This window comes from Streptomyces mesophilus, from assembly GCF_040300965.1.
Classification (GTDB): domain Bacteria; phylum Actinomycetota; class Actinomycetes; order Streptomycetales; family Streptomycetaceae; genus Streptomyces; species Streptomyces mesophilus_A.
This window is the reverse complement of the sequence record NZ_JBEPEW010000020.1, coordinates 48,126-74,115: the sequence shown is the minus strand read 5'-3', so window position 1 is coordinate 74,115 and position 25,990 is coordinate 48,126. Positions and strand designations below refer to the sequence as shown.

General features: G+C 68.6%; 21 protein-coding genes and 1 riboswitch. Of the genes, 13 read left to right on the top strand and 8 right to left on the bottom strand.

Annotation, left to right across the window (positions count from 1 at the left end; translation table 11 throughout):
- Positions 1-171 precede the first annotated feature (171 nt).
- Positions 172-3,348 (top strand): efflux RND transporter permease subunit, encoded by a 3,177-nt coding sequence (locus tag ABT367_RS10645; RefSeq protein ID WP_352251666.1) that lies wholly within the window; start codon positions 172-174, stop codon positions 3,346-3,348.
- A gap of 71 nt (positions 3,349-3,419) precedes the next feature.
- Here ABT367_RS10645 and nadA read toward each other — a convergent pair whose 3' ends face one another.
- Positions 3,420-4,619: a quinolinate synthase NadA gene (gene nadA / locus ABT367_RS10640; RefSeq protein ID WP_352251664.1), complete on the bottom strand. Its 1,200-nt coding sequence runs from the start codon at positions 4,617-4,619 to the stop codon at positions 3,420-3,422.
- A gap of 304 nt (positions 4,620-4,923) precedes the next feature.
- Here nadA and ABT367_RS10635 point away from each other — a divergent pair, with 304 nt between their 5' ends.
- Positions 4,924-5,283, top strand: a complete 360-nt coding sequence (locus tag ABT367_RS10635) for a HesB/IscA family protein (protein ID WP_165332111.1) — start codon at positions 4,924-4,926, stop codon at positions 5,281-5,283.
- Positions 5,284-5,361: 78 nt separating this feature from the next.
- On the opposite strand, the gene ABT367_RS10630 is transcribed toward ABT367_RS10635, so the two are convergent.
- Entirely contained in the window at positions 5,362-6,819 is a 1,458-nt protein-coding gene (locus tag ABT367_RS10630; protein ID WP_352251662.1) for a hypothetical protein, read from the bottom strand.
- A gap of 131 nt (positions 6,820-6,950) precedes the next feature.
- Positions 6,951-7,163: a hypothetical protein gene (locus tag ABT367_RS10625; protein WP_434975440.1), complete on the bottom strand. Its 213-nt coding sequence runs from the start codon at positions 7,161-7,163 to the stop codon at positions 6,951-6,953.
- Positions 7,164-7,352: 189 nt separating this feature from the next.
- Here ABT367_RS10625 and ABT367_RS10620 point away from each other — a divergent pair, with 189 nt between their 5' ends.
- A complete protein-coding gene (locus ABT367_RS10620) occupies positions 7,353-8,327 on the top strand; it encodes a carbohydrate kinase family protein (protein WP_352251660.1) in 975 nt (324 codons plus the stop codon).
- 55 nt (positions 8,328-8,382) lie between these two features.
- Here ABT367_RS10620 and ABT367_RS10615 read toward each other — a convergent pair whose 3' ends face one another.
- Positions 8,383-9,762 carry a cysteine desulfurase/sulfurtransferase TusA family protein gene (locus tag ABT367_RS10615; protein WP_352251658.1) on the bottom strand — a complete coding sequence of 460 codons (1,380 nt, stop codon included), beginning with the start codon at positions 9,760-9,762 and terminating at the stop codon, positions 8,383-8,385.
- A gap of 312 nt (positions 9,763-10,074) precedes the next feature.
- Here ABT367_RS10615 and ctaC point away from each other — a divergent pair, with 312 nt between their 5' ends.
- From ctaC to ABT367_RS10595, 4 genes are all read left to right on the top strand, one after another.
- Positions 10,075-11,034 carry an aa3-type cytochrome oxidase subunit II gene (gene ctaC / locus ABT367_RS10610; protein ID WP_165332107.1) on the top strand — a complete coding sequence of 320 codons (960 nt, stop codon included), beginning with the start codon at positions 10,075-10,077 and terminating at the stop codon, positions 11,032-11,034.
- Positions 11,031-12,776 carry an aa3-type cytochrome oxidase subunit I gene (gene ctaD, locus ABT367_RS10605; RefSeq protein WP_165332106.1) on the top strand — a complete coding sequence of 582 codons (1,746 nt, stop codon included), beginning with the start codon at positions 11,031-11,033 and terminating at the stop codon, positions 12,774-12,776. Before ctaC ends, ctaD begins: the two co-directional genes overlap by 4 nt.
- Positions 12,773-13,171: a cytochrome c oxidase subunit 4 gene (locus ABT367_RS10600; protein ID WP_165332105.1), complete on the top strand. Its 399-nt coding sequence runs from the start codon at positions 12,773-12,775 to the stop codon at positions 13,169-13,171. The genes ctaD and ABT367_RS10600 overlap by 4 nt, the downstream gene beginning before the upstream one ends.
- A gap of 139 nt (positions 13,172-13,310) precedes the next feature.
- On the top strand, positions 13,311-14,555 hold the full coding sequence (locus ABT367_RS10595; protein ID WP_352251656.1) for a L,D-transpeptidase: 1,245 nt from the start codon (positions 13,311-13,313) through the stop codon (positions 14,553-14,555).
- 95 nt (positions 14,556-14,650) lie between these two features.
- Here ABT367_RS10595 and ABT367_RS10590 read toward each other — a convergent pair whose 3' ends face one another.
- On the bottom strand, positions 14,651-15,052 hold the full coding sequence (locus ABT367_RS10590) for a hypothetical protein (protein ID WP_352251654.1): 402 nt from the start codon (positions 15,050-15,052) through the stop codon (positions 14,651-14,653).
- Positions 15,053-15,220: 168 nt separating this feature from the next.
- Between ABT367_RS10590 and ctaE the strand changes: the two genes are divergently transcribed.
- From ctaE to ABT367_RS10560, 6 genes are all read left to right on the top strand, one after another.
- A complete protein-coding gene (ctaE, locus tag ABT367_RS10585; RefSeq protein WP_165332102.1) occupies positions 15,221-15,841 on the top strand; it encodes an aa3-type cytochrome oxidase subunit III in 621 nt (206 codons plus the stop codon).
- Between the two features lie 83 nt (positions 15,842-15,924).
- Complete coding sequence (gene qcrC, locus ABT367_RS10580; protein ID WP_352251652.1) at positions 15,925-16,734, top strand: cytochrome bc1 complex diheme cytochrome c subunit; 810 nt, start codon at positions 15,925-15,927, stop codon at positions 16,732-16,734.
- On the top strand, positions 16,731-17,783 hold the full coding sequence (gene qcrA, locus ABT367_RS10575; protein WP_352251650.1) for a cytochrome bc1 complex Rieske iron-sulfur subunit: 1,053 nt from the start codon (positions 16,731-16,733) through the stop codon (positions 17,781-17,783). Before qcrC ends, qcrA begins: the two co-directional genes overlap by 4 nt.
- Complete coding sequence (gene qcrB / locus ABT367_RS10570) at positions 17,780-19,414, top strand: cytochrome bc1 complex cytochrome b subunit (RefSeq protein WP_352251648.1); 1,635 nt, start codon at positions 17,780-17,782, stop codon at positions 19,412-19,414. Before qcrA ends, qcrB begins: the two co-directional genes overlap by 4 nt.
- Before the next feature lie 219 nt (positions 19,415-19,633).
- Positions 19,634-20,698 (top strand): anthranilate phosphoribosyltransferase, encoded by a 1,065-nt coding sequence (trpD, locus tag ABT367_RS10565; RefSeq protein WP_352251646.1) that lies wholly within the window; start codon positions 19,634-19,636, stop codon positions 20,696-20,698.
- An 84-nt stretch (positions 20,699-20,782) separates the two neighbouring features.
- Positions 20,783-20,900: riboswitch (SAM riboswitch) on the top strand.
- A 176-nt stretch (positions 20,901-21,076) separates the two neighbouring features.
- Positions 21,077-22,471 carry an aminotransferase class V-fold PLP-dependent enzyme gene (locus ABT367_RS10560; protein ID WP_352251644.1) on the top strand — a complete coding sequence of 465 codons (1,395 nt, stop codon included), beginning with the start codon at positions 21,077-21,079 and terminating at the stop codon, positions 22,469-22,471.
- Between the two features lie 3 nt (positions 22,472-22,474).
- Here the strand turns inward: ABT367_RS10560 and ABT367_RS10555 are convergent, their stop codons facing one another.
- The 3 genes from ABT367_RS10555 to ABT367_RS10545 form a co-directional block, all read right to left on the bottom strand.
- A complete protein-coding gene (locus tag ABT367_RS10555; RefSeq protein ID WP_352251642.1) occupies positions 22,475-23,629 on the bottom strand; it encodes a glycerate kinase family protein in 1,155 nt (384 codons plus the stop codon).
- 135 nt (positions 23,630-23,764) lie between these two features.
- Positions 23,765-25,183 (bottom strand): SLC13 family permease, encoded by a 1,419-nt coding sequence (locus ABT367_RS10550; RefSeq protein ID WP_352251640.1) that lies wholly within the window; start codon positions 25,181-25,183, stop codon positions 23,765-23,767.
- Positions 25,184-25,279: 96 nt separating this feature from the next.
- Positions 25,280-25,945: a response regulator transcription factor gene (locus ABT367_RS10545; RefSeq protein ID WP_165332094.1), complete on the bottom strand. Its 666-nt coding sequence runs from the start codon at positions 25,943-25,945 to the stop codon at positions 25,280-25,282.
- Positions 25,946-25,990 lie beyond the last annotated feature (45 nt).

Here is a 25,990-nt window from a genome sequence, read left to right as displayed (position 1 = left end):
GGAAACGGGTCCGCGGGGCGAGGAATCCGCTCCGGTGATGGCTGATCGTGTAGGCGGGCAGCACCTGCGCCGTGTCGGCAACCGACGGCAGGCCCACGCGTGCTCGCCCGGGCAGCACCCGCGTGTGCCCGCCCGCCTGCCGCAAACGCCAGCAAAGGAAGTCCCCATCCCATGTCCTGGCTGTCCAGATTCAGCCTTGCCCAACGGGCCCTGATCGGCCTGGTGTCGATCGTCGCGCTGGTCTTCGGCGCGATCGCCATTCCCCAGTTGAAGCAGCAGCTGCTGCCCTCCATCGAACTGCCGATGGTCTCGGTGATCGCCCCGTACCAGGGCGCCTCTCCCGACGTGGTCGAGAAGCAGGTCGTCGAGCCGCTCGAGGACTCGCTCGAAGCCGTCGACGGCATCAAGTCCGTCACGTCCACCGCCAGCGAGGGCAACGCCCTCCTCATGGCCTCCTTCGACTACGGCGACGGCTCCAAGCAGCTGGTCGCCGATGTCCAGCAGGCCGTCAACCGCGCCCGCGCCCAGCTCCCCGACGACGTCGACCCGCAGGTCGTGGCAGGTTCCACCGACGACATCCCGACCGTCGTACTCGCCGCGTCCGCCGACGGCAGGGACCAGCAGGCGCTCGCCGACGACCTCGACCGCTCGGTCCTGCCGGTGCTCGAAGGCATCGACGGTGTGGCCCAGGTGGCCGTCGACGGCGTCCGCGACGTCGAGGTCTCCGTCACGCCCGACGACGCCGAGCTGGCCAAGGCGCGCCTGACGCCGGCCGCGCTCGTGCAGTCCCTGCAGGCGGGCGGCGCCACCCTGCCGGCCGGCTCGTTCGACGAGGACGGCAAGAACCGCACCGTCCAGGTCGGCGGCGGCTTCAGCTCCCTCGAGCAGATCGAGAACCTGATGGTCACGGGCGGCGAGGGCTCCAAGGCGAAGCCCGTACGCCTCGGTGACGTCGCGAAGGTCGAGGAGACCGAGGCCAAGGCCGACTCCCTGACCCGTACGAACGGTGAGCCGAGCCTCGCGATCGTCATCACCATGGACCAGGACGGCTCCGCGGTCGCGATCTCCAAGGCCGTCGAGGACGAACTGCCGTCCCTGCGCAAGGACTTGGGCGCCGGCGCGGACCTCACGGTCGTCTCCGACCAGGGCCCGGCCGTCGAGAAGTCCATCTCCAGCCTGACCACCGAGGGCGCGCTGGGTCTGGCCTTCGCGGTCATCGTGATCCTGGTCTTCCTCGCGTCCCTGCGCTCCACGCTGGTCACCGCGGTCTCGATCCCGCTGTCCGTGGTGCTCGCGCTGATCGTCCTGTGGACGCGCGACCTCTCGCTCAACATGCTCACGCTGGGCGCGCTCACCATCGCCATCGGCCGCGTCGTGGACGACTCGATCGTGGTCCTGGAGAACATCAAGCGCCATCTCACCTACGGCGAGGAGCGCAAGGACGCCATCCTCAACGCCGTACGCGAGGTCTCGGGCGCCGTCACCTCCTCGACGCTCACCACCGTCGCGGTCTTCCTGCCGATCGGTCTGGTCGGCGGCATGGTGGGCGAGCTGTTCGGCTCGTTCTCGCTGACGGTCACCGCCGCGCTGCTCGCGTCCCTGATCGTGTCGCTGACGGTCGTGCCGGTGCTTTCGTTCTGGTTCCTGCGCGCGCCCAAGGGCACGTCCGAGGACCCGGAGGAGGCGCGCGCGGCCGCCGAGGCGAAGGAGGCGAAGAGCATCCTGCAGCGGATCTACGTCCCGGTGCTGCGCTTCGCCACCCGCCGCCGTCTCACCAGCGTGTTCCTGGCGATCGTGGTCCTGGTCGGCACCTTCGGTCTCGCGCCCATGCTGAAGACCAATTTCTTCGACCAGGGCGAGCAGAAGGTCCTGTCCATCAAGCAGGAGCTGGAGCCGGGCACCAGCCTCGCCGCCACGGACGAGGCCACGAAGAAGGTCGAGCAGGTCCTCGACGGGGTGCAGGAGGTCAAGGACCACCAGGTCACGGTCGGCTCCTCCGGCTGGCTCGCGGCCTTCGGCGGCGGCACGGACACCAACCAGGCCTCCTACCAGATCACTTTGACCGACGACGCCGAGTACGAGGCGACCCGCGACAAGATCGACGCGGAGCTCGCGAAGCTGGACGGCATCGGCGACACCCGCATCGCGGCCGGCGACGGCTTCGCGAACCAGGACCTGAGCGTGGTCGTGAAGGCCGCCGACGCCGAGGTCCTGGACAAGGCGGCCGAGCAGGTACGGTCCGAGGTCGCGAAGCTCGACGACGTCACCGACGTCCAGAGCGATCTGGCCCAGTCCGTCCCGCGGATCTCGGTCCGGGCCAACGACAAGGCCGCGGCGGCCGGTTTCGACGACGCCACCCTCGGCCAGATCGTCGCCCAGTCCGTACGCGGCACCCCGAGCGCCAAGGCGATCCTGGACGACACCGAGCGCGACGTCCTGGTGAAGTCCGCGAAGCCGGCGACGACCGTGGACGAGCTGAGGAACCTGCCGCTCGGCCGCGTCAAGCTCGGTGACATCGCCGAGGTGAAGGTCGTCGACGGCCCGGTCTCGATGACCCGTATCGACGGCTCGCGCGCGGCGACCATCACCGCCAAGCCGACCGGCGACAACACGGGCGCGGTCAGCGCTTCGCTCCAGACCAAGCTGAACGAGCTGGAGAAGGAGCTCCCCGACGGCGCCACGGTCGCCATCGGCGGTGTCTCCGAGGACCAGGACGAGGCCTTCGCCTCGCTCGGCCTCGCGATGCTCGCGGCGATCGCGATCGTGTTCATGCTGCTCGTGGCGACCTTCAAGTCCCTTGCGCAGCCGCTGATCCTGCTGGTCTCCATCCCGTTCGCCGCCACCGGCGCGATCGGTCTGCTGATCGCCACGGACACCCCGATGGGCGTCCCGGCACTGATCGGCATGCTGATGCTCATCGGCATCGTGGTGACCAACGCGATCGTCCTCATCGACCTGATCAACCAGTACCGGGCCCAGGGCCTCGGCGTGGTCGAGTCGGTCATCGAGGGCGGCCGTCACCGCCTGCGCCCGATCCTGATGACGGCGCTGGCCACGATCTTCGCCCTGCTGCCCATGGCGGCGGGCGTCACGGGCGAGGGCGGCTTCATCGGCCAGCCCCTGGCCATCGTGGTGATCGGCGGTCTGCTCAGCTCGACGCTCCTGACCCTGCTGCTCGTACCGACGCTGTACGCGATGCTCGAGCTGCGCAACGAGAGGCGGGCCGGGAAGAAGGCGGCCAAGCGGGCCGCGAAGGCCCAGAAGGACAAGGACTCCAAGCGGGACAAGGACATTCCGCAGCAACCCACCGACACCGACGCGGCGATGGTGGACGCGCTGGATCTCTGATTCCCCCGGCACACGAAGGGCGCCCCGCAGACCTGCGGGGCGCCCTTTCGCGTACGAGCTGGGAACCGGGACTACGGCAGTGCGAGCATCCGCTCGAGCGCGAGCTTGGCGAAGCTCTCGGTCTCCTTGTCGACCTCGATCCGGTTGACCAGCTTGCCGTCGGCGAGGGATTCCAACGCCCAGACCAGGTGCGGCAGATCGATCCGGTTCATGGTCGAGCAGAAGCACACGGTCTTGTCGAGGAAGACCACTTCCTTGTCCTCGGCCGCGAAGCGGTTGGCAAGCCGGCGCACCAGGTTGAGCTCGGTGCCGATGGCCCACTTGGAGCCGGCCGGGGCGGCCTCGAGGGTCTTGATGATGTACTCGGTCGACCCGACGTAGTCCGCCGCGGCGACGACCTCGTGCTTGCACTCGGGGTGCACGAGCACGTTGACACCCGGGATGCGCTCGCGCACATCGTTCACGCTGTCCACGCTGAACCGGCCGTGCACCGAGCAGTGCCCGCGCCACAGGATCATCTTGGCGTTGCGCAGCTCTTCGTCCGTCAGCCCGCCGTTCGGCTTGTGCGGGTTGTAGAGGACACAGTCGTCGAGCGACATGCCCATGTCCCGTACGGCGGTGTTGCGGCCCAGGTGCTGGTCCGGCAGGAAGAGCACCTTCTCGCCCTGCTCGAAGGCCCAGTCCAGAGCCTTCTTCGCATTGCTCGACGTGCAGATCGTGCCGCCGTGCTTGCCGGTGAAGGCCTTGATGTCGGCGGAGGAGTTCATGTAGCTGACCGGCACGACCTGCTCGGCTATGCCGGCCTCGGTCAGCACGTCCCAGCACTCGGCGACCTGCTCGGCGGTGGCCATGTCGGCCATCGAACAGCCGGCGGCGAGGTCCGGAAGGACGACCTTCTGGTCGTCGCCGGTCAGGATGTCGGCGGACTCGGCCATGAAGTGCACACCGCAGAACACGATGTACTCGGCCTCCGGCTTCGCGGCCGCGTCCCGCGCCAGCTTGAAGGAGTCACCGGTGACATCGGCGAACTGGATGACCTCGTCGCGCTGGTAGTGGTGCCCGAGCACGAAGACCTTGTCGCCGAGCTTCTCCTTGGCCGCGCGAGCGCGCTCGACCAGGTCCGGGTCGGAAGGAGAGGGCAGATCGCCGGGGCAGTCCACGCCGCGCTCGCTCTTGGGGTCGGCTTCGCGGCCGAGCAGCAGCAGGGCGAGCGGAGTCGGCTGCGGCTCAAAGCTGGGGGCAAGGTCCTGGGCCGTGGTCACGTCACGCACCCTTTCTTCTTCCGGCGGGCAGAGCCCACCGTCCGGGCCTGCTTTTCGTCGAATTGACGCTATCTATCATAACCGCTTCACGTCAGATTGACGATGCCTGATGTCGTCGATGTGACGCATTCCCCTGCGGCCGAGCGCTCAGGCCCGCAGGACCGAGCCGTGCCCCGTACCCGCCCGGTGTGCGAGCATGAAGGGACAAGCGCGGCCGCACGCCGGAAATCGCCCCGCCGACGGGGAATGATTCGGCGCCCAACGAGGTTGGCGGAAGCGGAAGCAGTCTCCGTACTACCCGGGAGAGATGTAGATGTCCGTTCAGGACGAGAAGACCACCGTGAGCGACGGCATCATCCTGTCCGACGCCGCCGCCTCCAAGGTCAAGGCTCTGCTCGACCAGGAAGGCCGTGACGACCTGGCGCTGCGTGTCGCGGTACAGCCCGGTGGCTGCTCCGGCCTGCGCTACCAGCTGTTCTTCGACGAGCGCTCGCTCGACGGCGATGTCACCAAGGAGTTCGAGGGCGGCGTGAAGGTCGTCACCGACCGCATGAGCGCCCCGTACCTGGGCGGCGCCTCGATCGACTTCGTCGACACCATCGAGAAGCAGGGCTTCACGATCGACAACCCCAACGCCACGGGCTCCTGCGCCTGCGGCGACTCGTTCAGCTAAGCCTGAACGTCCGTAGCACCGCGAAGGGCGGCACCCCGTACGACTGGGGTGCCGCCCTTCGCGTATGCCTCGAACGCGCTACTTCGCTTCGATCCGTGCCCCGTCCGCTCCGACGACCTCACGGTCGCCCAGCGGCTGCTCCAGCTGCACGGTCTCCTTCAGCTCCTTGGCGATCATGATGCAGTACGTCCCCGGCTTCTGCGGCGTCTCCGTCACCGTCACCTCGACCCGGTCGCCGGTCTCCTTCACGGACGCCGAGTAGTCGCTGCACACACCGCCCCAGAAGTGCACCGTGAGCGTACGGTCCGAGGCACTGTACGACTCGATGTGCACGCTCCGAGGCTCCGCGGACCCGTCCCCGGGCTGGTCCGGAGTGGGTTCGGCCGGGGGCTCGGCGGAGCTCGGCAGATCGGACGGCAGCGGTGCCGGGGAGCGCAGGAACTCCTTCTCGACGGCCGGATGCGTCACGGTGACGGGCTCCGCGCCCGCCTGCGCCACGGTGAACAGCCATGACGGGACCAGGACCTGCCGCCCCTTCTCGTGGTACGCGGCAAGACCGAACACCGCGGACTCCACCTTCACCTGCTGCGGCTTCGGCGGCACGGGCTTCGCACCCGGATCGCACGGCTGCTGCGGCTCCCCGACGGTGAGATCGTCCTCATGCGGTACGGCGCTGGCGCAGCCCCCGATCTTCCCGGGCGCGATCCCGGCCGGCGCCGAGTTCAGCTGCTTCAGCGCGGCCTCGGCGCTGATCACGGGGTACGAGGCACCCTCGACCGGCTTCGCCAACTGCCCGCTCGCGCCGGAGACTTCACCGTCCGGGCCGACCTTGATCCCGGTCGAGGCGCCGTATGTCGGCAGCCCGCCCACCACGGGATCCGCGTTGACCACCCGCTCCGCACCCGTCGTCTGCCGCGCGTCGAGCTTGGCGTCGTCCTGCCCGAGCGCCTTCAGCACAGGAGCGGCCGCGGCCCTCGCCGCCTTCTCGTCCACCGGCGGCAGGTTCGCCATCCCGGAACCGACGGGCTTGTCGCAGCCGCCCTCGCGAGGGCAGGTCTCCGGGTCATTGACCAGTGGCGCATAAGTCCACGTTCCGGGCGCCTGCTTGGTCACCGTGAGCAGCGGCGCGTTCTTGCCCGTGCCGACCCGCCACTCGGCCCCCTGCGAGGTCACCTCGCCGGGAACCTTCAGCGCCTCGGCCAGCTTCTCGACCTGCTCCTGCGCCACCTCGCCGGAGGCCCGGTAGACGGGAACGGACTCGGGCGCCTCGGGCAGCTCGCCCCGCGCAGTGAACTGCGCACCGCCCGGCGCAGGTTCGCCGCCGTCGGCGTTCGGCGTGTAGCCGTCGAGAGTCAGCGGGGGAGGGGTGCCGTCCCCGGCGGGCGCACCGGAATCACCGCGTCCGCCACCGGAGGAACCGCTGGTGGCGAGATAGGCGCCGCCACCACCCGCGAGCAGCACGGCCGCCGCGACCGAGGCGACCACGAGGCGCGACTTCGGCCTGCGGGTTTCCTCACCTATGCCATCGGTGCTCACGACATGACTCCTTCACCAGGGCCGGGCATCCCGGGCCGTACGCCGATTCCCCACAACGGGGGATCGACAGTGGGACGGCCCGGGTAGGTGTTCGGTTCCCTGGCGGACACCGGAGCGCGTGCTCGGTCCGCTCAGTCTCCGTACTCGGACATCGCGTCCAGCATCCGCGCGGACGCCGGTGGCACGACGATGCCATGGATCCGCGAGGGCGGCACGGGAGAGACGACGGAGGCCTGGGGCGCGGCCCAGTGCGGCACCATCCGGGCGCAGTCCCCCTGCAGCTGCTTCAGCGTGAAGTCCTGGGAGGCGGGGGAGACCGGCGCGGGCGCCATGTGCTTCGACATAACCGCACCGTACGCACGTCGTGCCCACCAGAAAAACCCCTACTTTCCGGTAATTTCGCCAGGTCGCCGCAGGCCGTGACTCCCGCTCGTCGCAGGCGGTGACTTCTGTGCGCGAGCGGTTCAGAGATACGGGGACTTCCCGGTAGCGTGAGGTGTCAACCCCAGCCCACGCGCAGGAGACTCAACGTCGTGCGTATCGCAGTCACCGGCTCCATCGCCACCGACCACCTGATGACCTTCCCCGGCCGTTTCGCCGACCAGTTGGTCGCGGACCAGCTGCACACGGTCTCCCTCTCGTTCCTCGTCGACAACCTCGACGTGCGCCGGGGAGGCGTCGGAGCGAACATCTGCTTCGGCATGGGACAGCTCGGCACCGCCCCGATCCTCGTCGGCGCCGCGGGCTCCGACTTCGACGAGTACCGCGCGTGGCTCGACCGGAACGGCGTCGACACCGCATCGGTCCGTATCTCCGAGACCCTGCACACGGCCCGTTTCGTGTGCACCACGGACAAGGACCACAACCAGATCGGCTCCTTCTACACGGGCGCGATGAGCGAGGCCCGGCTGATCGAGCTGAAGACCGTCGCCGACCGCGTCGGCGGCCTCGACCTGGTCCTGATCGGCGCGGACGACCCGGAGGCGATGCTCCGCCACACCGAGGAGTGCCGTTCCCGCGAGATCCCGTTCGCCGCCGACTTCTCCCAGCAGATCGCGCGGATGAACGGCGACGAGATCCGCACCCTGCTCGACGGCGCCACGTACCTCTTCTCCAACGAGTACGAGAAGGGTCTGATCGAGTCCAAGACCGGCTGGAGCGACGAGGAGATCCTCGGCCGCGTCGGCCACCGCGTCACCACGCTCGGCTCGCGCGGCGTGCGCATCGAGCGCGTCGGCGACCAGCCCATCGAGGTCGGCTGCCCGGAGGAGGACGCCAAGGTCGACCCGACCGGCGTCGGCGACGCGTTCCGCGCCGGCTTCCTGTCCGGTCTGTCCTGGGGCGTCTCGCTCGAGCGCGCAGCCCAGATCGGCTGCATGCTCGCGACCCTGGTGATCGAGACGCTCGGCACGCAGGAGTACACCCTGCGCCGCGCCCACTTCATGGACCGCTTCACCAAGGCGTACGGCTTCGACGCCGCCGCCGAGGTCAAGGAACACCTGGCGTAACTCAGCCCCTGCGGCGCTTGAGCAGATCCGAACGAAGTTCGGATACGGGGCCCGGCTAGACGAGCCGGCGGACCACGTAAGCCCACCCCTGGTCCGCCGGCTCCTCGCCCACGTACTCGTGTCCGCGCAGATGACACCACGCACGGATGTCCAGTTCGGCCACCTCGTCGTCGGAGACGACGGTCACCGTCCCGCCGACCGCCACCTGCCCGATGGCCTTCGCCAGCTCGATCACCGGCAGCGGACACCGCTTGCCGAGCGTGTCGAGCACCAGCGACTTCTTGCCGGGTGAAGAGCTCACACCCACGGGAGCACCCAGCTTCTCCCGTACGGAAGCGACGGCGCCGGGCAGCACATCGAGGAACCGCTCGACGTCGTCCCGCGACGTCCCGAGCGGCAGCGACACCCGCACATTGCCCTCGCTCAGCACCCCCATCGCCTTGAGCACATGGCTCGGCGTCAGCGTGGAGCTCGTACAGGAGGAGCCGGACGACACGGAGAACTCCGCCCGGTCCAGTTCGTGCAGCAGGGACTCGCCGTCGACATAGAGACAAGAGAACGTGACGATATGCGGCAGCCGCCGCTCGGGGTCCCCGACGACCTCCACGTCCGCCACGACCTCCGGCACCCGCGCCCTGATCAGCGCCGTCAACTCCCGTAGCCGGGAAGCCTCTTGAGCCGCCTCGGCGCGCACCGCCCGCAGCGAGGCCGCCGCCGCGACGATCGCCGGCAGATTCTCGAACCCGGGCACGCGCCCCGACTCCCGCTCGTCCACGGGACCTTGTACGGAGAAGCGCACTCCCTTGCGTACGGCCAGAAGGCCCACACCGGCCGGGCCGCCCCATTTATGCGCACTGCCCGTCAACACCGACCAGTCGCCCTCCACCGGACCCCACGCAAGGGACTGCGCGGCGTCCACGAGCAGCGGCACCCCGGCCGCCCGGCAGACCTCGGCGATCTCGGCCACCGGCTGCACCGTGCCCACCTCGTGGTTGGCGGACTGCAAGCAGGCCAGCGCGGTGTCCTCACGCAGCGCCCGTACGAACAAGGAAGCGTCGACCCGGCCCCCGCGGTCCACCGGGATCTCCGTCACCTCGCCGCCCTGCCCCTCGTGGACCGCCGCCGAATGGAGCACCGCGGAATGCTCCACGGCGGACACGATCAAGTGACGCCCGGCGCGCCGCCGTCCGGCCAGGGCCCCCGCGATCCCGGTGTGCAGCGCCTGCGTCCCCGAGGCGGTGAACACCAGCTCGTCCGGGCGGCAGCCCACCGCATCGGCCGCCGCCTCACGCGCGGCGTCGAGCAGCAGCCGGGCCCGGCGACCCTCGCGGTAGAGCCGGGCGGGGTCGGCCCAGCCCTCGTCCAGAGCGGCGAGCAGGGCCTGCCGGGCGACAGGGTGCAGGGGAGTGGAGGTCGCGGCATCGAAGTACGGCACGTCCTCACGCTACCTGCGCCGCATGTCCGTACGAGGGGTTGCGGGTGCACCGGACGCCTGTCCGACCAGGGCCGCACCGACTTACTGTCGGTATCAGTCGAGGGACCGTCAGTTGCCTGTTCAAGGGCGGTTTTCCACCCCTTCGGGTCGCGCCTCGGCGCGTTGGGCACCCTCCCCGCGCGACCCCAAATAGCGTCCAGTAGGGTTTGGTCCGCATAAACATCCAAACCCCTGCCCGTACACGGGCCGGTGCCCGACCAAGCAACACGGACGAGCCCGGTCGAGCGGGCGAGACTCTCGGGAAGGCGCTACGTGAGTCCCAACGGCTCCGACCGCTCGTCGCGGCGCCCGATGCGGCGGAAGCTGCCGCAGGTGCTGACTGCGGGCCTCATTCTTGCGACCGCTACAGGTTGTACGTACGAGGATTTCCCCCGCCTTGGAATGCCCACCCCCGTCACGGAGGAGGCTCCTCGGATCCTCTCCCTGTGGCAGGGCTCATGGGCCGCCGCGCTCGCCACGGGCGTGCTCGTCTGGGGCCTGATCCTGTGGAGTGTCATCTTCCACAGGCGCAGCCGCACCAAGGTCGAGGTTCCTCCGCAGACCCGGTACAACATGCCCATCGAGGCGCTGTACACGGTGGTTCCGCTCATCATCGTCTCGGTGCTCTTCTACTTCACGGCACGCGACGAGACGAAGCTCCTCGCCCAGTCCGAGAAGCCCGCCCACACGGTCAACGTGGTCGGCTTCCAGTGGAGCTGGGGCTTCAACTACGTCGAGAACGTGCCCGGTTCCAAGGGTGACGCCAAGACGGACGAGAACCTCGCGGACATCCCGGACAAGTACCGCGATGCATTCCCGGCCGACGCCGGCGGTGTCTACGACATCGGCACCCCGGGCACCCGGAACCCGCAGAACAACAACCCGGGTCCGACTCTGTGGCTGCCGAAGGGCGAGAAGGTCCGCTTCGTGCTGACCTCGCGCGACGTCATCCACTCCTTCTGGGTCGTGCCGTTCCTGATGAAGCAGGACGTCATCCCGGGCCACACCAATGTCTTCGAGGTGACCCCCAACAAGGAGGGCACCTTCATGGGCAAGTGCGCCGAGCTCTGCGGCGTGGACCATTCCCGAATGCTGTTCAACGTGAAGGTCGTTTCTCCCGAGAAGTACCAGGAGCACCTGGAAGAGCTCGCGAAGAAGGGCCAGACCGGGTATGTCCCGGCCGGCATTGAGCAGACGGACAATGCCAGGAACTCGGAGAAGACCCAACTGTGAGCATCCTCAACGAGCAACCAAAGGGTGCCGCCGAAGCCGAGGACTCGTATGAGAACGAGATCCCGGTCCGGCGCAGGCAGCCCGGCAACGTCGTGGTGAAGTGGCTGACCACCACCGACCACAAGACGATCGGCACGCTGTACCTGGTCACGTCGTTCGCGTTCTTCTGCATCGGCGGTCTGATGGCGCTCTTCATGCGCGCCGAACTGGCCCGTCCCGGCACGCAGCTGATGTCGAACGAGCAGTTCAACCAGGCGTTCACGATGCACGGCACGATCATGCTGCTGATGTTCGCGACGCCGCTGTTCGCGGGCTTCGCGAACTGGATCATGCCGCTGCAGATCGGTGCTCCCGATGTGGCGTTCCCGCGGCTGAACATGTTCGCCTACTGGCTCTACCTGTTCGGCTCGCTGATCGCCGTCGGCGGTTTCCTCACCCCGCAGGGTGCGGCCGACTTCGGCTGGTTCGCCTACAGCCCGCTGTCGGACGCCGTCCGCTCGCCGGGCATCGGCGCCGACATGTGGATCATGGGTCTGGCCTTCTCCGGCTTCGGCACGATCCTCGGTTCGGTCAACTTCATCACGACCATCATCTGCATGCGTGCCCCCGGCATGACGATGTTCCGTATGCCGATCTTCACCTGGAACGTGCTGCTGACCGGTGTGCTGGTCCTGCTCGCCTTCCCGGTGCTCGCGGCCGCGCTGTTCGCCCTGGAGGCGGACCGTAAGTTCGGTGCCCATATCTTCGATGCCGCAAATGGCGGCGCCTTGCTATGGCAACACCTCTTCTGGTTCTTCGGGCATCCAGAGGTGTACATCATCGCCTTGCCGTTCTTCGGCATCATCTCCGAGATCATCCCGGTCTTCTCGCGCAAGCCGATGTTCGGTTACATCGGTCTGATCGGCGCGACGATCGCGATCGCGGGTCTGTCCGTGACGGTGTGGGCGCACCACATGTACGTCACCGGCGGAGTGCTTCTACCGTTCTTCTCCTTCATGACGTTCCTCATCGCCGTCCCAACAGGCGTGAAGTTCTTCAACTGGATCGGAACGATGTGGAAGGGGTCCTTGAGTTTCGAGACCCCGATGCTCTGGACCATCGGCTTCCTGATCACCTTCACCTTCGGTGGTCTGACCGGTGTCATCCTGGCCTCGCCGCCGATGGACTTCCACGTCTCGGACTCGTACTTCGTGGTGGCGCACTTCCACTACGTGGTGTTCGGCACCGTCGTCTTCGCGATGTTCGCCGGCTTCCACTTCTGGTGGCCGAAGTTCACCGGCAAGATGCTGGACGAGCGCCTCGGCAAGATCACCTTCTGGACGCTGTTCGTGGGCTTCCACGGCACGTTCCTGGTGCAGCACTGGCTGGGCGCCGAGGGCATGCCGCGTCGTTACGCGGACTACCTCGCGGCCGACGGCTTCACGGCCCTGAACACGATCTCGACGATCGCGTCCTTCCTGCTCGGTATGTCGATCCTGCCGTTCATGTACAACGTCTGGAAGACCGCCAAGTACGGCAAGAAGGTCGAGGTCGACGACCCGTGGGGCTACGGCCGCTCGCTCGAGTGGGCCACGTCCTGCCCGCCGCCGCGGCACAACTTCCTCACGCTGCCGCGTATTCGCTCCGAATCCCCGGCGTTCGATCTGCACCACCCGGAGATCGTCGCCATGGAGCAGGAACAGCTGGCCGCCTCCGGCCACGGTGACAAGGCCCTCGCGGGCGGCAAGGAGGCAGGCAAGTGAAGGTCCAAGGAAAGATGTTCATCTGGCTGAGCGTCTTCGTGCTCGCCATGGCGATCGTCTACGGCGTGTGGTCGAAGGAGCCGGCCGGTACCACGGCTCTGTTCCTGGCCTTCGGTCTGTGCATCATGGTCGGCTACTACCTGGCCTTCACGGCCCGGCGCGTGGACCAGATGGCGCAGGACAACAAGGAGGCCGATGTCGCGGACGAGGCCGGCGAGGTGGGGTTCTTCTCCCCGCACAGCTGGCAGCCGCTCGCGCTCGGTATCGGTGGCGCGCTCGCCTTCATGGGCGTCGTCTTCGGCTGGTGGCTGCTCTACTTCTCGGCCCCGATCATCCTGGTCGGCCTGTGGGGCTGGGTCTTCGAGTACTACCGCGGTGAGAACCAGAACCAGTGAGCCGCTAGCACGCTGAGCTCCCAGAGGGGCCCGGACACTCCGTCAGGAGTCGTCCGGGCCCCTCTTTTGCAGCAGTTTGAGCTTCTCGTACGGAGCACTCCGCGCGCCGTCGGTGACAAACCTTCATAGCGTGTGCTGCATGAGCCACTCACCGCGAATGCGCACGGTATTGAGCTGCACCCTTCTTGTGGCCGCGCTTGCCGCGGGCGCCACGGGCTGCGGCTCCGACGGCCACCCGCTCTCGGCGAAGCCCTATGACGCGGCCGGCCAGATCGCCTTCAACGGGCCCGCGGGCACCCAGAAGGCGGACCCGGACAAGCCGCTGGAAGTCACCGCACAGGGCAAGGGCGGACGGATCACCGACGTCACCGCCACGGATGCGCTGGGCCGTTACGTGGCCGGTGAGCTCTCCGCCGACGGCAGCCGCTGGCACACCACGACGCCGCTCGCCGCCGGCGCCGCCTACACGGTCAAGGTGAGCACCGAGGACGAAGAGGGCTCGCCCGGCCGCAAGGTCCTGAACTTCGAGACCCGCGAGGCGGCCAAGAAGGGGCGCGTGGACGTCGAGTTCGGCCCCGAGGAGGGCCAGTACGGCGTCGGTATGCCCGTCACCGCCACGCTGAGCAGGCCCGTCAAGGACAAGAAGGCGCGGGCGATCATCGAGCGCTCCCTGGAGGTCCGCTCGGAGCCGGCCACGGAGGGCACCTGGCACTGGTTCGAGGACGACAAGCTGCACTACCGCCCGAAGGGCTACTGGCCCGCCAACGCCAAGATCTCCATCTCCTCGCACCTGGAGGGCGTGAAGATCGCCGACAAGCTGTGGGGCGGTGAGGGCAAGCCGCTGAAGCTCACCACGGGCAGCAAGATCGAGGCCGTCGTCGACGCCGGCGCCCACTACATGACCGTCTACCGCAACGGCGAGGAGATCAACTCCATGCCGGTGACCACCGGAAAGCCCGGCTGGGAGACGCGTAACGGAACCAAGGTCGTGCTCGGCAAGGAGTACGTGGTCCGGATGACCAGCAGTGCCATCGGCGCCGCCGAGTTCTACGACAAGCAGGTCTACTACGCGACCCGTCTCACCGACACGGGCGAGTACGTGCACGCCGCGCCCTGGTCGGCCGGCTCGCACGGCTACGCCAACGTCAGCCACGGATGTGTGGGAATGAGCACAGGCAACGCGGCCTGGTTCTACGGGATCGTGCAGCCCGGCGACATCGTGCGCACCATCAACAGCTACGGCGAGTACCTGCCGGCGTACGGCAACGGGCTCGGCGACTGGAACATGGAGTGGAAGGACTGGCGCAAGGGCAGCGTGGTCAACGCGGATCTGCGCGAGGGCCAGACACACCACGACGAGGCCCGCCTTCGCCCCTCCGTGTGACAGCGGCCCGCGTGCGGTGTGACCCGAACGCGTGACATGGCTCGAGCCCGTACGGACCTCCGTACGGGCTCAAGTGCGTTTGGCGGTAAGGGAGATCAGGCCTCGATGGCCAGGCGCGTGCGCAGCAGGGCGGCCAGTGCGGCGGCGAACTCGACGGGCTCGACCGGCAGCGTCACGGCGGCCTCCGCGCGGCTCCAGGTGGCCAGCCAGGCGTCCTGCGGACGGCCCATCAGAAGCAGCACGGGCGGGGACTGGAAGACCTCGTCCTTGATCTGCCGGCACATCCCCATGCCGCCCATCGGCACGGCCTCTCCGTCGAACACACAGACGTCGATACCGCCCCGGTCCAGCTCCTTGAGGACGGCGGCAGGGGTGGCGCACTCGATGAACTCGACCTGGGGAACGTCCGCGGCCGGCCTGCGACCGGTCGCCAGCCTCACCTGCTCGCGGGTGTTGGCGTCGTCGCTGTAGACCAGGACCGTGGCGGTCGACTGCATGGTTCCTCCGTGGGAAAGGCCGTACACCGTTGCGCGGATGCTACTCCGTCAAACACCCCGTCAACACCGGTACGCAGCGGCCTTCGATGGGCCATCCGGGCTGGACATCGGGCGCGAACACTCCGAACGGCACCCCCCGGAGTGAGTGCCAGATAAGCGACCGACATAATGTCGGTCGTGGCGACAGCAACGACAGTAGAAACCGGGCACGCGCACCCGTCGGTCAATCGGCCGAACCTCACCAGCGTCGGAACCATCATCTGGTTGAGCTCCGAGCTGATGTTCTTCGCGGCCCTCTTCGCGATGTACTTCACCCTGCGTTCGGTGACGGGTGCCGAGCACTGGAAGGAAATGGCCTCGAGCCTGAACTTCCCCTTCTCGGCGACGAACACCACGATCCTGGTGCTCTCTTCGCTCACCTGCCAGCTCGGCGTCTTCGCCGCCGAGCGCGGTGACGTGAAGAAGCTCCGGATGTGGTTCATCGTGACCTTCATCATGGGCGCGGTCTTCATCGGCGGTCAGGTCTTCGAGTACACGGAGCTGGTCAAGCACGAGGGCCTCTCGCTCTCGTCCGACCCGTACGGCTCGGTGTTCTACCTGACCACCGGCTTCCACGGCCTGCACGTGACGGGTGGGCTCATCGCCTTCCTGCTCGTACTGGGCCGTACCTACGCGGCTCGCAGATTCACTCACGAGCAGGCGACCGCAGCCATCGTCGTGTCCTACTACTGGCACTTCGTCGATGTGGTGTGGATCGGTCTCTTCGCCACGATCTACATGATCAAGTAGCGGGGCCGAGAACCCGTAAGCCGGGCCGAGACCCGAACCTTTCCGAAGCATCGACGCAGAAGATCCTGACACCGGGGTAATCCGTGAAAAAGCTCTCCGCACGACGACGCCATCCGCTGGCGGCGGTCGTCGTCCTAATCCTCGCGCTTGCGGCCACCGGGGGGCTGTACGCCGCGTTCGCGCCGGCGGACAAGGCGCAGGCCGATGAAACACAGCAGTCCCTCGCGATCGAGGAGGGCAAGAAGCTCTACTCGGTCGGCTGCGCCAGCTGCCACGGCACCGGTGGTCAGGGCACCACTGACGGTCCGTCGCTCGTGGGCGTCGGCTCCGCCGCGGTGGACTTCCAGGTGGGCACCGGCCGTATGCCGGCCCAGCAGCCCGGCGCCCAGGTGCCGAAGAAGAAGAACATCTACACGCAGGCCGAGATCGACCAGCTGGCCGCGTACATCGCCTCCCTCGGCGCCGGTCCGGTCACCCCGACGGACAAGCAGTACAGCCCGGAGGGTGCGGACATCGCCAAGGGCGGCGAGCTGTTCCGTACCAACTGCGCGCAGTGCCACAACTTCACCGGTGAGGGCGGTGCCCTGACGAAGGGCAAGTTCGCGCCGAGCCTTGAGGGCGTCAGCCCCAAGCACATCTACGAGGCCATGCAGACCGGCCCGCAGAACATGCCCTCCTTCCCCGACACGACGATGCCGGAGAAGCAGAAGAAGGACATCATCGCGTACCTTGACGCGGTCAATGGTGAGAAGACGGAGAGCCCCGGCGGTCTCAAGCTCGGCGGGCTCGGCCCGGTCAGCGAGGGTCTGTTCGCCTGGATCTTCGGTCTCGGCGCCCTGATCGCTGTCGCTGTGTGGGTCGCCGCGCGGACCGCAAAGGCCAAGAAGTCATGAGCAGCCAAGACATTCCAGAAGAGAACCTGCCGGTAGCGCAGGCCGACGGCGCCGACCTGGAGAAGCACGGGGAGAACCCGTTCGCCGATCCCGGACTGCCGCCCCACGAGCACCGCATCCAGGACATCGACGAGCGGGCCGCAAAGCGCTCCGAGCGCACCGTGGCCTTCCTGTTCACGCTGTCGATGCTGGCCACGATCGGCTTCATCGCCTCGTACGTGGCGTTCCCGGTCGACAAGAGCATCTACGTCTGGCCGATCGGGCACATCAGCGCGCTGAACTTCGCCCTGGGCATGACCCTCGGCATCGCGCTGTTCTGCATCGGCGCGGGCGCGGTCCACTGGGCCCGCACCCTGATGTCCGACGAGGAGATCGCCGACGAGCGGCACGAGATCTCGGCGCCGCCCGAGGTCAAGGCGAAGGTCCTCGCGGACTTCAAGCAGGGCGCCAAGGAGTCGGCGATCGGTCGGCGCAAGCTGATCCGCAACACCATGTTCGGTGCGCTGACCCTGGTCCCGCTGTCCGGTGTGGTCCTGCTTCGCGACCTCGGTCCGCTGCCCGAGGACAAGCTCCGGCACACGCTGTGGGCCAAGGGCAAGCTGCTCGTGAACCAGAACACGAACGAGCCGCTGCGTCCCGCGGACGTGGCCGTCGGTTCGCTGACCTTCGCCAAGCCCGAGGGCCTGGAGGAGCACGACCACGACTTCCAGACCCAGATCGCCAAGGCCGCCCTGATGATCGTCCGCCTCGAGCCGGACGACATCAAGGACAAGCAGGAACTCGAGTGGTCCCACGAGGGCATCGTGGCCTACTCGAAGATCTGCACCCACGTGGGCTGCCCGATCTCCCTGTACGAGCAGCAGACGCACCACGTCCTCTGCCCGTGCCACCAGTCCACCTTCGACCTCACCGACGGAGCCCGAGTGATCTTCGGTCCCGCCGGCCACGCCCTGCCGCAGCTGCGCATCGGCGTGAACGAGGAGGGCTACCTCCAAGCGCTCGGCGACTTCGAGGAGCCTGTCGGTCCTGCCTTCTGGGAGCGCGGATGAGCACCACACCTGAATCGTCGGACAACAAGCGCAAAGCGCCTGCGGGCGAGCGCGTTGCCGACTGGGCCGACGGCCGTCTCGGGATCTACTCCCTGGCCAAGGCCAACATGCGGAAGATCTTTCCGGACCACTGGTCCTTCATGCTCGGCGAGATCTGCCTCTACAGCTTCATCATCATCATCCTCACGGGTGTGTATCTGACGCTGTTCTTCCACCCGTCGATGAACGAGGTGGAGTACCACGGCAGCTACGTCCCGCTGCAGGGACAGCTGATGTCCGAGGCGTTCAACTCGACCATGCACATCTCCTTCGATGTGCGCGGTGGTCTGCTGATCCGGCAGATCCACCACTGGGCGGCGCTGATCTTCGTCGCGGCCATGCTCGTGCACATGATGCGCGTGTTCTTCACCGGCGCGTTCCGCAAGCCGCGTGAGGTCAACTGGCTGTTCGGCTTCCTGCTGCTCGTCCTCGGCATGTTCACCGGATTCACCGGTTACTCACTGCCTGACGACCTGTTGTCGGGTACCGGTGTCCGCTTCATGCAGGGCGCGGTGCTCTCGGTGCCGATCGTCGGTACGTATCTGTCGATGTTCCTGTTCGGCGGAGAGTTCCCCGGCGGCGACTTCGTGGCCCGGTTCTACTCGGTGCACATCCTGCTGCTGCCGGGCATCATGCTCGGGCTCGTGGTGGCGCACCTGATCCTGGTCTTCTACCACAAGCACACCCAGTTCGCGGGCCCCGGCAAGACCAACAAGAACGTGGTCGGCATGCCGCTTCTGCCCGTGTACATGGCGAAGGCCGGCGGCTTCTTCTTCCTGGTCTTCGGTGTCATCGCGGCCATCTCGGCGCTCGCCTCGATCAACCCGATCTGGGCGCTCGGCCCGTACCGTCCGGACCAGGTGTCGACCGGCGCCCAGCCCGACTGGTACATGGGCTTCTCCGAAGGCCTGATCCGTGTCATGCCGGGCTGGGAGATCAACCTCTGGGGTCACACGCTCGTCCTGGGTGTGTTCATCCCGCTGATCATCTTCCCGCTGGTGCTCGTGACGATCGCCGTCTGGCCGTTCATCGAGTCCTGGGTCACCGGGGACAAGCGCGAGCACCACATCCTGGACCGCCCGCGCAACGCCCCGACCCGTACGGCCTTCGGTGTGGCCTGGCTGACCTGGTACTTCATCCTGCTCATCGGTGGTGGAAACGACCTCTGGGCGACCCACTTCCATCTGTCGATCAACTCGATCACCTGGTTCGTCCGGATCGCGTTCTTCGTCGGACCGGTGATCGCCTTCATCATCACCAAGCGGATCTGCCTCGGCCTCCAGCGCCGGGACAAGGACAAGGTGCTGCACGGACGCGAGTCCGGCATCATCAAGCGCCTGCCGCACGGTGAGTTCATCGAGGTGCACGAGCCGCTCAGCCAGGAGGCGCTGCACACCCTCACGGCGCACGAGCAGCACAAGCCGCTCGAGCTCGGCCCGACGGTCGACGAGAACGGTGTCGAGCGCAAGGTGAAGGGCACGCAGAAGCTCAAGGCCAAGCTGTCGCAGGGCATGTACGGGGAAGAGAGCCAGATCCCCAAGCCCACCGCCGACGAGTACAAGGAGATCACCAGCGGCCACGGCCACCACTAGTGGCTGACGGGTGACGGGGCTGAGGTCTCCGTCACCCCGAGGCTGCTCCGCCGCTCCGCGGCGGTGGGTGTCGTGGGGGCTAACGCCCCCACACCCCTCGCTTTTGATCCTGATCGCCACGGCAGGAGCCCCGTCCATTCGCTGGACGGGGCTCTTTGCCGTCCCCGGGCTTCGTTAGGCTGAGGCCTGCCGATTTCGTACCGACGACCAGGAGCGACCATGAGCGCTGTGACCCCCGCTGGAGGCGACACCACGGCGGTCCGTTCCTGGCCCGCCGTACTGAACGGACTGCTCGACGGGCGCGACCAGAGCGCCGAGGACACCTTCTGGGCGATGGACCGCATCATGCGCGGTGAGGCCACCGACGCTCAGATCGCCGGGTTCGTGGTGGCGCTGCGCGCCAAGGGCGAGACGGTCGGCGAGATCACCGGTCTCGTACGCGCGATGTACGAGCACGCCAACGTCATCGAGGTGTCCGGGCCGACCGTGGACATCGTCGGGACCGGTGGTGACGGCGCCAAGACGGTCAACATCTCCACCATGTCGTCGATCGTCATCGCCGGCACGGGCGCCAAGGTCGTCAAGCACGGCAACCGGGCCGCTTCGTCCGCGTCCGGGTCCTCCGACGTCTTGGAGAAGCTCGGGGTCAATCTGGAGCTGACGCCGCAGCGTGTGGCCGAGGTGGCCGAAGAGGCCGGGATCACCTTCTGCTTCGCCGTGAAGTTCCATCCGGCGCTGCGCCATGCCGGTGCCGCGCGCGGCCAGTTGGGCATCCGGACGATCTTCAATGTGCTCGGTCCGCTGACCAACCCGGCCCGCGTGAAGGCGCAGGCCGTGGGTGTGGCCGATCCGCGGATGGCGCCGATCGTGGCCGGGGTGTTCGCCGAGCGCGGGAACTCCTCGCTGGTGTTCCGCGGTGACGACGGGCTCGACGAGCTCACCACGACCGCGACCTCGCGGGTGTGGATCGTGCGCGACGGTGTCGTACGGGAGGAGTCCTTCGATCCGCGCGATGTCGGCCTGGAGTTGGTGCCGGTCGAGGCGCTGCGCGGCGCCGACGCCTCGTACAACGCCGAGGTCGCGCGCCGGGTGCTCGCGGGGGAGACCGGGCCCGTTCGGGACGCTGTGGTGCTCAACTCGGCCGCGGCGCTTGTCGCGTTGGAGCCGACGGACGCACCGCTCGCCGAGCAGATCCGGGCCGGGATGGACAAGGCCGCCGAGGCGATCGACTCCGGTGCGGCGCGCAGGACGCTCGAGCGGTGGATCAAGGCGAGCAACGCCTGAGGGCTCGTAGGTGTGACGCAGGGCGCAGTCCGGGATACGGACTGCGCCTTGCGCGTGGAAGATCTTCTGGCAAGATGCTGCACAGGTCATGAGTGACAGCGACTACGGCCCCGGCCCGCTGTCCGGCAACCCTCCGTCCGTGGCGGGGTGCCCCGGGTGAAGACCAGGCCGCAGACAACAAGGTCTGTGGCAAGCGCGGACCCCTGCACACCCTGGGGTCCTGGTCCTCAAGGGAGCAGTCTCGTGAGCAAGCGAATGCGATAGGGCGAATCCGCCCCACTTCCGCGCACCCTCTTTTCCCCTTTCTTTTCGGATCACCTGCGCTCGACGCCGTACGGCTCGCGCGGTGCATTCGCCTGCCTGCCACGGGAGTTCGCCATGTCCGCGTACCTGAACACCAACGCCGCCACCCTCGAAGCCTCCGCCGCCGAGCCGGTGTGTACCGAGCCGCTCCAGGTCCTCGGCCGCGATGTCCGCGTGCCGCTCGTCACCGGCGGTGAAGTCACCTACGCCGCCCTGGACTACGCGGCCAGCGCCCCCGCCCTGCAGCGGGTCTGGGACGACGTCGCCGCGTACGCGCCGTACTACGGCAGCGTGCACCGCGGGGCCGGCTATCTGTCGCAGCTGTCCACCGACCTGTTCGAGAACGCGCGGCGCACCGTCGAGGAGTTCCTCGACTGCCGCGAGGGCGACCAGGTGATCTTCACGCGGTCGACCACCGACTCGCTCAACCTGCTCGCCCAGGCGCTGCCCGCCGACTGCCAGGTGTTCGTCTTCGAGACCGAGCACCACGCGTCGCTGCTGCCCTGGCGCGACGCCCGGGTCACCTACCTCAACGCCCCCCGTACGCCCGACGAGGCCGTACGCACCCTGGAGACCGCGCTCGCCGCGCGCGACCCGTACGGCCCCGCGCTCGTGTGCGTGACCGGGGCGTCCAACGTCACCGGCGAGCTCTGGCCGGTGCGCGAGCTGGCGGCGGCCGCTCACGCGCACGGTGCGCGCATCGTGCTCGACGCCGCTCAGCTCGCGCCCCATCACCCCGTCTCCGTCCAGGAGTTGGACGTGGACTGGGTGGCCTTCTCGGGGCACAAGCTGTACGCGCCCTTCGGCTCCGGTGTCCTTGCCGGGCGGGCCGACTGGCTGCAGGAGGCCGAGCCGTACCTCGCGGGCGGCGGTGCCTCGAAGGCGGTCGCGCGGCGCACCGACGGTGGTGTGGACGTGGAGTGGCACTCCACCGCGGCGCGGCACGAGGCCGGTTCGCCGAACGTGATCGGCGCCTACTCCATCGCCTCCGCGTGCAAGGCGCTCACCGAGGCCGGCTTCGACTCGCTCGTCGCCCGTGAGCAGGAGCTGATCGGGCGGGTCCGTACGGGACTTGCCGAGGTGCCCCAGGTCAGGGTGCTCTCGCTGTTCGGCGACGACGCCCCGCGCGTGGGTGTCATCTCCTTCGTCGTCGACGGCTGGAACAGCTCGCACTTCGCTGCCGCGCTCTCCGCCGAGTACGGCATCGGGGTGCGCGACGGACTGTTCTGCGCCCACCCGCTGGTGCGCACCCTGCTCGGCAGCGACCCGCAGGAGCAGGGCGAATGCGGTGCGCCCGAGGCCGCGCCCGGCGAGAAGTCGCTGAACGCGATCCGGGTGAGCTTCGGTGCCGGTACGCCCGACGAGCACGTGGAGCGTTTCGTACGCGCCGTCGGCGAGCTGGTCCGTGACGGTGCGCGGTGGAACTACCGGACCGAGGACGGTCGTTGCGTCCCCGACACCTCTGCCTGACAGTCAAGCCGCCAGCCGGGTGCCCAGGAGGACCATCCGCAGGGCGCGTTCCGTGGCGTCCGTGAGGAACTCAGCGCCCCGGCCCAGGGCTTCGGGCAGGGAGACCGGCGCGGGCAGGATGCCGCTGTAGGCGTCCACGCCCGAGGCGCGGATACGGTGCGCGCCCTCGCCGATCGTGCCCGCGAGCACGAGCACCGGCCGGCCGGACAGCTTGGCGCGGCGGGCAACTTCGGCGGGGACCTTGCCGCGCGGGCTCTGGAAGTCGAGGGCGCCCTCGGCCGTGACGACCAGGTCGGCGCGGGCCAGCCGGGCGTCGAGGTCCAGGTGGTCCAGGAGCACGTCGAAGCGGGGGAGCAGCCGCGCGCCGAGCGCGGCGAGGCCCGCGCCCAGGCCGCCGGACGCGCCGGTACCCGGGCCCTCCCGCAGGTCCAGGTCGCTCGGCAGATCCCGCTCCAGGGCCGAGGCCCACCGGTCGAGGGAGGCCGAAAGCGCCTCGACCTGCTGCGGGGTCGCGCCCTTCTGCGGGCCGAAGACGCGGGCGACGCCGCGTTCGCCGCACAGGACGTTGAAGGGGTTGCAGGCGACAAGCAGTTCCGTGTCCTTCAGGCGCGGATCCAGACCTGTCGTGTCGATCCGGTCGAGTGTCGTCAAGGCGCTTCCGCCGTACGGGAGTTCGCGGCCGTCGGCGTCGAGGAGCCGCGCCCCCAGGGCCTGCAGCGCACCCGCGCCGCCGTCCGACGTGCCGGAGTCCCCGCAGCCGATGAGGATGCGGCGCACGCCCGTGTCGAGCGCCGCGGAGATCAGTTCGCCCACGCCGTACGTCGTGGTCGCGCCCGGATCGCGCAGGGCGCGGGGGACCAGGGACAGGCCCGCCACGGCGGCCATCTCCACGACTGCCGTGGTGGGGCCGAGCAGCGCGAAGTGGGTGCGGACGGGGCGGCCGACCGGGCCGGTGGCGGTGGTGGGGACGAGCCGCCCGCCGGGGGTGCCGGCGACGAGCGTCGCCGCGGTGCCCTCGCCGCCGTCCACGAGCGGGATGAGGTCGACCTCGGCATCGGGTACGACGCGTCGTACACCCTCGGCGATGGCCTGCGCGGCGGCCTCGGCGGACAGGGACTCCTTGAAACCGCTGGGGGCGACGGCGACTCGGGTCAGCATGGTGAACTCCTGATCGGGGTGCGGGGGTTGGGGACCGGTTCGGGGGTGGGGTGCTCAGGGCGCGAGGCTGAAAGGGCAGGTGGCGCTCTCGGAGCGCGAGGCTCAGGGGCGCGTGGCGCTCTCACGGCGCGAGGCTCAAGGGGCGAGTACGGGCACGCCGAGCAGCGGCCAGACGGCAAGGGCGAAGAGGAGCACCAGGGCGGCCGTGAGCGGTGCGAGCACGGCGGACAGGCGCAGCAGGTCGCGCGGGGTGTACGTCGGGGTGCCGGGGATGTCCGCGAAGAGCGTCACGGGCTTGGCGGAGGCCGGCAGGGTGTGGCAGAAGCCGGCCGCGGCGGTCGAGGCGAGCGCGGCGGCCACCGGGTTCACACCGGCGCCCACCGCGGCCACCACGACCAGCGGCACCAGGACCGAGGAGCGGGCCGAACGGGACTGAAGGACCAGATGCGCCGCGGTGCTGACGGCGATCACGACCCCCAGGAACAGCGCGGGGGACAGCCCGTCGGGCAACCCGTCGACCAGCCACTTCGCCGCCCCCGAATCGGCGAGGGCGACGCCCATCGCCATGGTCGCGGCCATGAAGAGCAGCAGCGACCAGGGCACGGTCTTCAGGGCGTCCTTGAGGCGTACGGTGCCGAGCGCCGGTGAGGCCGCGACGACCGCGCCGATCAGGGCGACCACGGCGGGCGGCACCTGGTGCAGCGGCTCGCTGCACCACAGCACCACGACCGTGCCGAGCAGCAGGGCACAGCGGGTCTCCTCGGTGCTCAGCGGGCCCGTGACCGGCTGCTCGCTGTGCTCCTGGATCTGAGCGGCGGTGACACGGACCGGGCCCTTGCGGTCCTCGCGCCGGGTCATCGTCAACAGCACGGCTTCGGCGGCCAGATGGGAGGAGGCGACGGCGAGCGGCAGACCGAGCAGCAGCCACTGTGTGAAGCCGATCTGCTCGCCGGTCGCCTCGAACAGGACGTTCACGGTGATGAGATGGGCGCCCGCGCCGATCAGGGTCGCGACCGCCGAGAGCAGGATGACCGTGGGAAAGAGCAGGGCCAGCATCACCACGAGGCGCCTGCGGTCGGCGAGGACCTTGGCCAGGGCGAGGAATACCGGCAGCGCCAGGGCCGCGCGCCCGGAGGTCGCCGGCACGGCGAAGGCCGTCACGACCAGCGCGGCGGTGGTCAGATGCGTCAACTGCCGTACGCTGCGGGCCCCGCTCACAAGGAAGGCCGCGGCCCGCCCCGCGAGACCGGTCCTGCGTACCGCGGCGGCGAGCACGAACGCGCAGATGAGCAGCCACACCGTCTCGTCGCCGAGCGTCCCGAACAGCGTGTCGCTGCTGATCACGCCGGTCACCGTGAGCGCGAGCCCCGCGCCCAGGGCGATATAGGTGTCGTCGATCGGGGTGCCGATCCACGCGCAGGTCGCCAGGGTGAACACCGCGAGGGTGAGCCGGGCGTCGCCGTCCAGGGCGGGGAAGTTGGTGGGGACGAGCAGCAGCCCACAGATGCTGAGGGCCACCACGAGGGTCGCTGTCTGCCGTACGTTCAGGGTCACGCGATACAGCGTTGTGCGCGGCGGTGAGCCCTCAATGAGTCGTAGATGAAGGAAAGTTCACCAGGGCGCCCGGGCAGGTCGGCCGGAGACGGCGGCTCACTCCCCGGGCATGCGGTACCCCATCCCGCGCACCGTCTCGACCTGCTGCGCACCGAGCTTCTTGCGCAGCGCCCGTACGTACACGTCGACGATGTTGGACCCGGGGTCGAAGTCGTAACCCCATACGTGGGACAGGATCTGTTCCCGCGACAGGACCTGGCCGGGGTGGCGCAGGAACAGTTCGAGCAGCACGAACTCGCGGGCCGTGAGATCGACCGTACGGCCGTCGGCGCGCGCCCTGCGGGTGCGCAGATCGAGCGAGAGCTCGCCGTTCTTCAGCAGCGTGACCTCGGGGGCGCGGGCCGCCGTGCGCAACCGCAGCCGTACCCGCGCGAGCAGTTCCTCGAAGCGGAAGGGCTTGGTCATCCAGTCGTCGGCGCCGCCCTCCAGACCGGCCACGGTGTCCCGTACCGAATCCCGGGCCGTGAGCACGATCACCGGCACCGTCACCCGGGCCTCGCGCAGCTGGCGCAGGACCGTGAAGCCGTCCTTGCCGGGCAGTCCGATGTCCAGGACCACCAGGTCGAAGCCGCCGGTCAGGGCGTAGTCGTGGGCGCTCTCGCCGTCGCCGACGACCGTGGTGGTGAAGCCGTTGGAGCGCAGCCCCTTCTCGACGAAGGACGCGATGCGCTCCTCGTCCTCGACTATGAGTATCCGGTGCATCGCGTTCCTACTTTCCTACGGCGTGGCGGGCGCCGCGCTCCGTGG

Excerpts from the sequence above, each read along its gene's own strand:
- ABT367_RS10645 (WP_352251666.1), top strand. The coding sequence starts at position 172 with ATGTCCTGGCTGTCCAGATTCAGCCTTGCCCAACGGGCCCTGATCGGC.
- ABT367_RS10635 (WP_165332111.1), top strand. The coding sequence starts at position 4,924 with ATGTCCGTTCAGGACGAGAAGACCACCGTGAGCGACGGCATCATCCTG.
- ABT367_RS10625 (WP_434975440.1), bottom strand. The coding sequence starts at position 7,163 with ATGTCGAAGCACATGGCGCCCGCGCCGGTCTCCCCCGCCTCCCAGGAC.
- ABT367_RS10595 (WP_352251656.1), top strand. The coding sequence starts at position 13,311 with ATGAGCCACTCACCGCGAATGCGCACGGTATTGAGCTGCACCCTTCTT.
- ABT367_RS10590 (WP_352251654.1), bottom strand. The coding sequence starts at position 15,052 with ATGCAGTCGACCGCCACGGTCCTGGTCTACAGCGACGACGCCAACACC.
- ctaE (WP_165332102.1), top strand. The coding sequence starts at position 15,221 with ATGTCGGTCGTGGCGACAGCAACGACAGTAGAAACCGGGCACGCGCAC.
- qcrA (WP_352251650.1), top strand. The coding sequence starts at position 16,731 with ATGAGCAGCCAAGACATTCCAGAAGAGAACCTGCCGGTAGCGCAGGCC.
- qcrB (WP_352251648.1), top strand. The coding sequence starts at position 17,780 with ATGAGCACCACACCTGAATCGTCGGACAACAAGCGCAAAGCGCCTGCG.
- trpD (WP_352251646.1), top strand. The coding sequence starts at position 19,634 with ATGAGCGCTGTGACCCCCGCTGGAGGCGACACCACGGCGGTCCGTTCC.
- ABT367_RS10560 (WP_352251644.1), top strand. The coding sequence starts at position 21,077 with ATGTCCGCGTACCTGAACACCAACGCCGCCACCCTCGAAGCCTCCGCC.
- ABT367_RS10555 (WP_352251642.1), bottom strand. The coding sequence starts at position 23,629 with ATGCTGACCCGAGTCGCCGTCGCCCCCAGCGGTTTCAAGGAGTCCCTG.
- ABT367_RS10545 (WP_165332094.1), bottom strand. The coding sequence starts at position 25,945 with ATGCACCGGATACTCATAGTCGAGGACGAGGAGCGCATCGCGTCCTTC.